Genomic DNA, 8,125 nt, shown 5'->3' with positions numbered 1-8,125 from the left:
ACTCGGCTACCTCAGCCCCATCGACTACGAGCAGCAGACCACCGATAAGGTACTGCTCGCCGCATAACGCCCGGTGTCCACACTCCGGGGTGAGCCCCCATACGCGGGATGGAGCCGGCAGTGTTATACCAGGTCGCAGCTCATGATCTGGAGCATGCGCGGGGTGACGTCGCCCTGTACCGCCGAAAAGCCCCGGGGCAGCCGGTGCCGAATAGCGCTTGTGAGGGTCAAGGCGGCGGGACACCGGGCCGCACGCCCGCACCACCGCACGGACCGGGGGCCCGACCAGAGTTGCCACGCCGCCGTACAGACGCAGCCCTTACGATCAGCCACGGCATGGTCGGCCAGCGAACGTGGCAGGGGCGATCGAAGGTCCAGGGCTTCGTACCTCGGCTCCGGCCCACCGCGCCACGTGGTGATCGCCGCACTTGCCGTCCGAACCGGCGGGTGGCACGGTGGCGAACCATGAGCAGGAGACGCTACGTCGCCAGAGGCGTCCCCGGCCGCTACCGGATCTGGGACGACAAGGCGCGCCGCTGGTCGGGTGACCTCTACGAGTTGTGTCCTGATGGCCTGCTCGGCGAACTGAACGGCGCACGTGACCACCACAGAATCACAGCGCTCCTCAAGCGCTACAGGGCCGAGAAGCGGTAGCTGCAAGATGATGAGCAGTATGGAAGGTGTCGAGTTCGGCACCGATTACATCAATTCGTGGCTGGCGGCATGGCAGCGCAATCTGCTCTACGCGCAGGATCCTGGCAAGGGGGAGGCGCGGCGGATCTGGGCCAGGGTCGCCTTCGCGGCCCTCGACGGCGCGGAGCGGGCCGGCTACCTCACGCGGAAGGCGAACGTGAGCCGTTTCAACCTTCGAGCGCTGTTGATCGCCGATCTCGGCCCCGGCGATGACCCGCTGTGGGATCCGGATCGACTGGCCTCGGACGTCCTCGCGGTTCTGCCGTTGGACCTGGAGCAGGCGGTCGACTGGGCGGTGGGCTGGCGAACGCGTCCTCGCGATGAGATCTTGGCATTGCGTATCTGCAAGAACCTCCTCGCGCCCATGAAATTGACCGCGGATCAGCTGGCGGAGGGACCGGTGAGAGCGCGGATCGATCGGTGGCTGAACCTCTGGCCGCAGCTCCCGTGACGTGCTACGCACGGGGATGATCGTCCTTCGAGCTGCAGATGCGGTTCGATTCCCTTGTGGGGCCTGCTACGGCGGTGTCAGGCATCTTTCGCACGTACGTACGATCGCCTAATGTGTCGCGGGCACAGAAGTCCAGCGATCAAGGCCGGAGGGTCCGATGGGGGTTTCCTACGACTACTACCGGGCGGCGAACAGGCAGGCCGCCGCCGATGAGCCTGATAGTCCCCGTGCTGTCGAGAAGCCCATGCCGGGTGTACCGGCGTTCGATGCGGTGGATGCCAAGGGGATCGATCCCGGCGTGATACTCGGGCAGCTCGTAGCCCTCGTCAGGGACGTTCCGTACAGCTTGGACCTGGTACGGACGGTCACCGTCTACCCGCCGCCCGAGGATGCTCCGGCGACGACGGAGGAGTGGGAGGCCCTGCCGGAGGACTCCCCTTACAAGGAGGGGCCGGGGATCGAAGAGCTTCCCGCGGACGTGCGCGACACGCTCGCCGGAATCCCGGACGGCAGGTTGGACGAACTCGCTGAGCGCTGGGAGCGGATCGAGGAGTTCGCCGACGTGCCACCGGCGGGTGGATACCTCCGGGAGGTCATCACAGGGCTGCGAGGTCTCGCTCAACGGGCACAGCAGGAAGATCAGATGCCTCTATTGCTGGATCTGCGTCTAGGGTCCCTTCCCGTGCCAGGTGCGAGCTCTCGATGCCTGTCTCAGCGGTTGCGGTGCGATATGGGCAAGGAACGTGAGCCCGGTGGTTGTGGTGCAGGTAGAAGACCGTCTGGCCTCGTAGTCGGTTACGCGCTCGTCAACGGTCAGGGGAGATGGCAGGGGCCGATTCCCTCGCCCGTTCACTTGGGTGCTCTGGGGTTACTCGGGGGATGCAGGGGTCAGTAGCCACCGGGCGAAGCAGTTCTCTTCGTCCAGTTGGGTGAACCAGCGCACCTTGAACGCGAACATCGTGTGCGCCGTCGTCATCAGCAGGCCCGGATCGCCGCCGTGCGGCGGTCGGCCGTGCACCGGTGGCAGCGGTCCTGGGCGGGCCGGTACCAAGGGTTGTGAGTGTGGTCCGGTCCCGTCGCAGGCGGCGCTGAACAGGGCGAGTTCGCCGCTGTGCACCACGAGAGGGTCACCGTCGTCATCGTCTGTCGTCGGGTGGCGGAGGGCCTCGGTCAGGACCCGCGGGTAGTCCGGGCCGGACGCCTGTACGACGGCGATGCCGCCGTCCTCTCCCTCGAAGACCTCCAGCCAGCTGTCATCGCGGACGACTCCGTCGGTGCCGACGAGGGCTGCCCGGCCGGCGCCGACCGGGATGCCGGTGGTCTCCGGGCCGAGATCCACGATGTCGTCGTACCGGCTGTCGCTGAATCCACGCCACGCGCCGCGCAGTGCGGCGTCGACGACGAGGAACGGATCGCCGTTCGTCCAGAGCCGGCCTGCATGCACCCATGGTCCTCGCACTGCTCCATTCTGGATGAAACCTCGGCGGAAGCCGCACGGAGCTGACGCCGCGGGGCCGGGGCATGGCCTCACGGGTGGCTGTCGGTGTCCTGGAATGGCTGCGTCCCCGCCTGGGGCGGGGAGGTGCCGGTCATTCGGGGATGCTGTCCTCGGTGTACGAGGTGCCGACCCCGGTGTAGGCCAAGTGCATGATCATGCCCTGCGAGCCGTGTTCGAAGTTGTGGCAGTGGTCCATCCAGACGCCCGGGTTGTCGGCGGTGAAGTCGATCTCGAAGATCTCGCCGGGGGCGACGTTGAGCGTGTCGGTCCACCAGGTGCTGCCGGTGGCCGGCACGCCGTTGCGGGACAGGACGCGGACGCGGTGGCCGTGCAGGTGCATCGGGTGGTCGATGATGCTCCGGTTGACGATGCGCATCTTGACCCGGTCCCCCTCGGTGACCATGAGCGTGGGCACCGCGGGGTAGAGGCGGCCGTTGATGGAGCTGCTCACGTAGGTGAACGAGCCGAGCGCGAACCCGAAGCCGTCGTCCAGCGTGAGGTCGAAGGTGCGGTCGTAGGTCTCGTCGGCGATGGGCGTCGTCGTTCCGTACGTCAGGGGGTCGAAGAGCGGGCCGGTCGCCGAGGGCTCGGGTGGCGCCGTGCCGTCGGGGCTGAGGGCCAGGGCGGCGGTGTTCGGGATCTCGTTGACGTCGATGGACAGGCTGACGGTGCCGGGCGGCATGGTGAAGGCGACGTCGAAGCGCCCGCCCGCGGCCAGCAGCAGGTCGGTGCCCCGGGGCAGCGGCGTCGCCCCCTGGACCTGGTTCCCGTCGATGGCGGTCACGGTGTACGGGGTGCCGTCGATGTGCAGGCGGTGCGGCTCCTCCGAGCTGTTGATCAGGCGGAGCAGCACCGGCTCGCCCGCCGCGACGGCCTGCCTGACCGGCTGGTCGGCGGTGTCGAAGGCGGCGATCGGGTCGTCGGCGCCCGGCCACAGGTGGGTGAAGACGGTCTTCTCCACGCCCCGCTGGCCGTCCTCGACGATCAGCGAGCCGAACAGGCCGCGCTCGACCGTCAGGGAGGAGACGCGATGGGTGTGGTACCAGAACGTGCCGGCCCGGTCGGGCACGAATCGGTAGACATGTCTCCCGCCGGGCATGACGGCATCCTGGGTGACGCCGGGGACGCCGTCTTCGGCGTTGGGCACGTCCACGCCGTGCCAGTGCAGCGTCACGCCCTCTTCGACGTCGGTGTTGAGGAGCGTGACCTCGAGCAGCTGGCCCTTCTTCACCCGGATCTGCGGACCGGGGGCCTGGCCGTTGAAGGTCAGCGCGTCGATCTCGCGGCCCGAGGCCAGCTTGACCTTGCCGTGCGCGGCGGTCAGGGTGACCCGCACATCGGGCGTCCTGTCCCTGGGGCCGGTCAGGTCGGCGACGCTCGTGCCCGTGCCGGGCTGGTGTCCGGTTGTCGTGCTCGTGTGGTGTTGGTGTCCGGCTGCCGTGCCCGTGCCGGGCTGGTGTCCGGCCGTTGTGCCCGTGTGGTGCTGGTGTCCGGCTGCCGTGCCTGTGTGGTGCTGGTGTCCGGTGGTCGTGTCCATGTGGTGGTCGTGGCCGGCCATCGCGCCCGACGCGGCCACGTTGCCCTGGTAGGCAAGGGCGAGGACGACGGTGGGCGCGATCAGGAAGCCGAGCGTCGCCCAGGGGCCGCGCCGGCGGCTCAGCAGGTACGTCAGCCCCATCGCCGCCAGGGAGACGGCCAGCGCGACGTGCGTCTCCTGCTGGGCGTACGGGAGGAACAGCCATAGAGCGGACAGTCCCACGCCCACCGCGGCGGGGCGCTGGGCCTCAGGCCGGAAGAAGGCCAGGGCCAGGGGGACCACCGCGAGGGGCACCTGGAGGAGAAGCCGGGTGTCGGCCAGCGGCAGCCCGCCGGTGAGCAGCAGGCCCGCCACGACGAGCCGGGCCAGGACGAGGGCCGCCGTGCCGTACAGGATCCAGCGGGGCCGCCGGTCCCTGCGGCCCAGGGCCGCGGCGGCGGTCATGACCGCGAAGGCCAGCAGCATGTCCGTGAGGAAGAGAGGCTCGAACATCGCGCGTCAGTCCCACAGAGCGATCGCAGCGAGCATGGCGGCCGTGGGGAGCAGCAGCCACGGCTCGGCCAGCACAAGCGCGGCCGTGAAGAGCAGCGCCGACCACGCCAGCCCCTTCGCCAGGCGCCGCTTGGCCCTCCTCTTCTTCTTCTGCGGTGCGCCGACTTCGGGCGTGGGGTTCTCGGGCATGGAGTTCTCGGGCTCCCCGGCGGGGGCCGTGTACGGGGTTTCGTCGATCGTTGTCACGACGCTCACTCTGAGGGCCGGGCCTGTCTCCTCGCGTCGGTGATGACTGCCTACGCCCGGGACATAGGCAGTCATCGCCGACGCCGTCGCGATCCCCCCGGCGGCACGGTGAGCTCATGGAGAATCTCGAGCAGGCAGAGGAGATCGTGATGCGCGTGCGGCACGCGGACGGAAGGTGGTCGGCCAGGCCGATCTGGGTGGTGGTGATCGACGGCGCCGCGTATGTCCGCTCCGCCTTCGGTCACCGGAGCGGGTGGTACCGCAGGGTGCTGGCGAAGGCGGCGACGGAGATCGAGCTGGGCGGGGCGGTCGTGCCCGTACGGCTCGTGCCGGTGGACGAGCCCGCGCTGGTCGACCGGGTCTCCGAGGGTTACCGGGCGAAGTACGTGCTGAGCTGGCCCGGCCCCGTGCAGACGATCACGGGGCCGGAGGCGGCAGCGACCACCATGCGGCTAGCGAATGTCGGGGAGGTCTCTTAGCTGTTTGCGTGAGGTGAGGCCGAGCTTGCGGAAGATGTTGCGCAGATGCGCGTCGACCGTGCGCGGGCTGAGGAACAGCTTGGCCGCCACCTCCTTGGAGGTGGTGCCGTCGGCGACCAGCCGGGCGATGTGCAGCTCCTGCAGCGTGAGCTGGTCCGACGCCTGCGACGAACGGCTCCTGGCGTGCTCGCCGGTGGCCCGGAGCTCGCCGGCCGCGCGGTCGGCGAATGCCTGCGCGCCGAGGTCGGACAGCAGTTCGTGCGCCGTGCGCAGCCGCTCGCGGGCCTCGCGCCGCCGTCCCCGGCGCCGTAGCGACTCCCCGTACAGCAGGTGGGCGCGGGCGCGGTGGATCGCCATCCGGCTGCCGTCGAGGCGTTCGACGGCTTCGCGGTAGGCGTCCTCGTCCTCGGTCACCAGGGCACGGGAGTAGGCCTCGACCCCCAGTCCCCACGCGTGCTGACCGGCCTGGGTGCGCTCGGACAGCGTACGCAGCGCCGAGGCGGCCAGCTCGGTCTCGCCGCAGCGGACGGCCGCCTCGACCAGCTCGGGCAGCGCCAGCCCGGACAGGCCGAGATCGCCGTGTGCGACGGCCTGCCGGGCGGCCTCCAGCGCGGCCCGGTAGTCGGCCAGGCCGTTGTTGAGCACGGCCGTCGCCCACTGGACGCTGAGGCTCATCCGCTGGCTCGCCGCGAGCACGTTGTCGAACAGCTCGGTGGCCTCCTCCCGGCGCCCGCGCATGGCGGCCAGGTGGATCCGCGGGTAGACCAGCGGCGCGGCGCCGGTGGCCGCGGCGATGGCCTCCTCCTCGGAGATCATTTCCGTCGCGGCGCCGAAGTCGCCCGCGTGGACGGCGGCCGTGGCCAGCATGGCCAGGCCCACCGGCAGCAGGTGGAACGAGCCTGACTCGCGGCCCGCCGCGACGACGCGGGTGGCGATGCCGTGGAGGGCGTCGTGGTCCCACAGCTCCACGGCCAGCATGAAGCCCATGGACGGCCAGCGGGCCCACACCTCGTCGCCGACGTTCCCGACGATCGGCCGCAGGACGGGGGACGCGGCCAGGTGCCCGTCGGTGACCAGCGTGAGCAGGCCGTCCAGCAGGGTGTCGGCGCTGGAGGGCGGCTGCGGAGCGGGCGGCGCCTGGCGTGCCGCCTCCGCCACCGGTCCCAGGCCGCCGATCAGCATGCCCGTCTCCATCGCGTCCAGGTAGCAGGCCCGCGACCAGGCGGGGTCGAGATCGGCCAGGCGGGCGGCCGCTCTCAGCAGATGGGTCGTCGGCCCCTCACCGCCCCGGCGGCGGACGAACGAGAGCTTCCCGCGCAGCAGATCGACCCTGGCCCGTTGCCGCTGGTCGAGCGCGGCGGTCTCGGCGCTGGTGAGGAGCTCGGCCGCCACGTCGTACGCGCCGACCGAGAGCTTGGCCTGAACCGCGGCGAGCACGCGTTCGGTCCGGAGGCCGGGGGAGAGGGTGAGCGCCGCGGACCGTTCGAGGAAGGCCGCGGCCGCGGCCACGCCTCCCCTGGCCTGGGCGCGGGCGGCGGACCGCTCCAGCTCGGCCGCGACCATCTCGTCGGGCCCCGTGCTGGCCTCCGCGAGATGCCAGGCCCGCCGGTCGGGGTCCGCGACGGGGTCGGTCACCGCGGCCAGCGCCTCGTGCGCCCGCTGCCGATCGGCCGAGGAGGCGGCGCGGTAGGCCGCCGACCGGGCGAGGGGGTGGCTGAAGCGGATCCTGGTGCCGAACTCGACCAGCGCGGCGGCCTCGGTGGCCGCCGACGGCTCGATGCCCAGCAGTTCGGCCGCCCGCCACAACAGCCCGGGGTCGCCGACCGGGTCGGCCGCCGCGACGGTGAGCAGCAGCCGGGCCTGCGGCGACAACAGCTCCAGCCGGGTGCGGAAGCTCTGCTCGATCACGCTCGCCGCCGAGGAGGGCAGGGCGAAGCCGCCGGCCATGCCGGCCAGACCCGCGCTCCTGGGCAACTCCAGCAGCGCCAGCGGGTTGCCGCGGGCCTCGGCCAGGATGCGGTCGCGTACGCGCTCGTCCAGCGGGGCGCGGATCGCGGCGGTCAGCAGCGCGCGGGCGTCGGTCTCCCCGAGGCCCTTGAGCGCCAGGCTCGGCAGCTCCTCGAACTCGGGAACCCGGTGCGGCTCGCGGACGGCGAGCACCAGGGCGACCCGCTCCGCGGCGACCCTGCGGGCCAGGAAGGCCAGCGCCCTCGCCGAGGCGTGGTCGAGCCACTGCGCGTCGTCGACCAGGCACAACAGCGGGCGCTCCGCCTCGACCAGCAGGCCCAGGGTCGCGACGCCGACCAGGAAAGGATCGGGCGTGCCGGTGTCCAGGCCGAAGGCGATCTCCAGCGCCTTGCGGTGCGGGGCGGGCAGCGCCGTCACGTCACCCAGGACCGGCGCGCAGAGCTGGTGCAGGACCGCGAACGGCAGCTCCGTCTCGAACTCCGCACCGGAGGCCCGCAGGACCAGGAAGTCGCCCGCCGTCTCCGCCGCATGACTCAGCAGCGAGGTCTTCCCGATGCCCGGCTCACCGCGCAGGACCAGGGCACCGCCCTGCCCCTGCCGGGCCGCGTCGATCAGCCCGCCCAGGCGTCCGATCTCTACGTCTCGTCCCACCAGCGATATGTCCATAGCTGCGACAACCATGTCACTATGCAGCAGATCACACGTAGTCAGGGTGACGCCGGCGGATAGGTAGCGACTACCGACGCGAGCGTTCGTGAGCC

General features: G+C 71.0%; 8 protein-coding genes. 4 read left to right on the top strand and 4 right to left on the bottom strand.

Going from position 1 to position 8,125, the window contains the following annotated elements:
• The first annotated feature begins 465 nt into the window (after positions 1 to 465).
• From IO39_RS52765 to IO39_RS50800, 3 genes are all read left to right on the top strand, one after another.
• Positions 466 to 654: a hypothetical protein gene (locus IO39_RS52765; protein ID WP_084773148.1), complete on the top strand. Its 189-nt coding sequence runs from the start codon at positions 466 to 468 to the stop codon at positions 652 to 654.
• 19 nt (positions 655 to 673) lie between these two features.
• Positions 674 to 1,144, top strand: coding sequence for a hypothetical protein (locus IO39_RS20395; RefSeq protein ID WP_043625285.1), 471 nt, complete (start codon positions 674 to 676; stop codon positions 1,142 to 1,144).
• A gap of 157 nt (positions 1,145 to 1,301) precedes the next feature.
• Positions 1,302 to 2,039 carry a hypothetical protein gene (locus tag IO39_RS50800; protein ID WP_052423114.1) on the top strand — a complete coding sequence of 246 codons (738 nt, stop codon included), beginning with the start codon at positions 1,302 to 1,304 and terminating at the stop codon, positions 2,037 to 2,039.
• Here the strand turns inward: IO39_RS50800 and IO39_RS20385 are convergent.
• The 3 genes from IO39_RS20385 to IO39_RS20375 form a co-directional block, all read right to left on the bottom strand.
• Positions 2,013 to 2,588 carry a hypothetical protein gene (locus IO39_RS20385; RefSeq protein WP_211267076.1) on the bottom strand — a complete coding sequence of 192 codons (576 nt, stop codon included), beginning with the start codon at positions 2,586 to 2,588 and terminating at the stop codon, positions 2,013 to 2,015. The two genes, IO39_RS50800 and IO39_RS20385, sit on opposite strands and share 27 nt — an antisense overlap.
• A 145-nt stretch (positions 2,589 to 2,733) precedes the next feature.
• A complete protein-coding gene (locus IO39_RS20380; protein WP_052423113.1) occupies positions 2,734 to 4,671 on the bottom strand; it encodes a multicopper oxidase family protein in 1,938 nt (645 codons plus the stop codon).
• A gap of 6 nt (positions 4,672 to 4,677) precedes the next feature.
• Complete coding sequence (locus tag IO39_RS20375) at positions 4,678 to 4,917, bottom strand: hypothetical protein (RefSeq protein ID WP_157548653.1); 240 nt, start codon at positions 4,915 to 4,917, stop codon at positions 4,678 to 4,680.
• Positions 4,918 to 5,033: 116 nt separating this feature from the next.
• Between IO39_RS20375 and IO39_RS20370 the strand changes: the two genes are divergently transcribed.
• Positions 5,034 to 5,396, top strand: a complete 363-nt coding sequence (locus tag IO39_RS20370; protein ID WP_043625276.1) for a DUF2255 family protein — start codon at positions 5,034 to 5,036, stop codon at positions 5,394 to 5,396.
• Here IO39_RS20370 and IO39_RS20365 read toward each other — a convergent pair.
• The gene (locus IO39_RS20365; protein ID WP_245642081.1) at positions 5,370 to 8,015 is read right to left on the bottom strand and encodes an AAA family ATPase; all 2,646 of its coding nucleotides are present in this window, start codon (positions 8,013 to 8,015) and stop codon (positions 5,370 to 5,372) included. The two genes, IO39_RS20370 and IO39_RS20365, sit on opposite strands and share 27 nt — an antisense overlap.
• Positions 8,016 to 8,125: the final 110 nt, after the last annotated feature.

The organism is Nonomuraea candida, from assembly GCF_000725485.1.
In the GTDB taxonomy this organism is placed as follows: domain Bacteria; phylum Actinomycetota; class Actinomycetes; order Streptosporangiales; family Streptosporangiaceae; genus Nonomuraea; species Nonomuraea candida.
The sequence above is the reverse complement of the archived record's forward strand: the minus strand, read 5'-3'. Positions and strand labels throughout refer to the sequence as shown.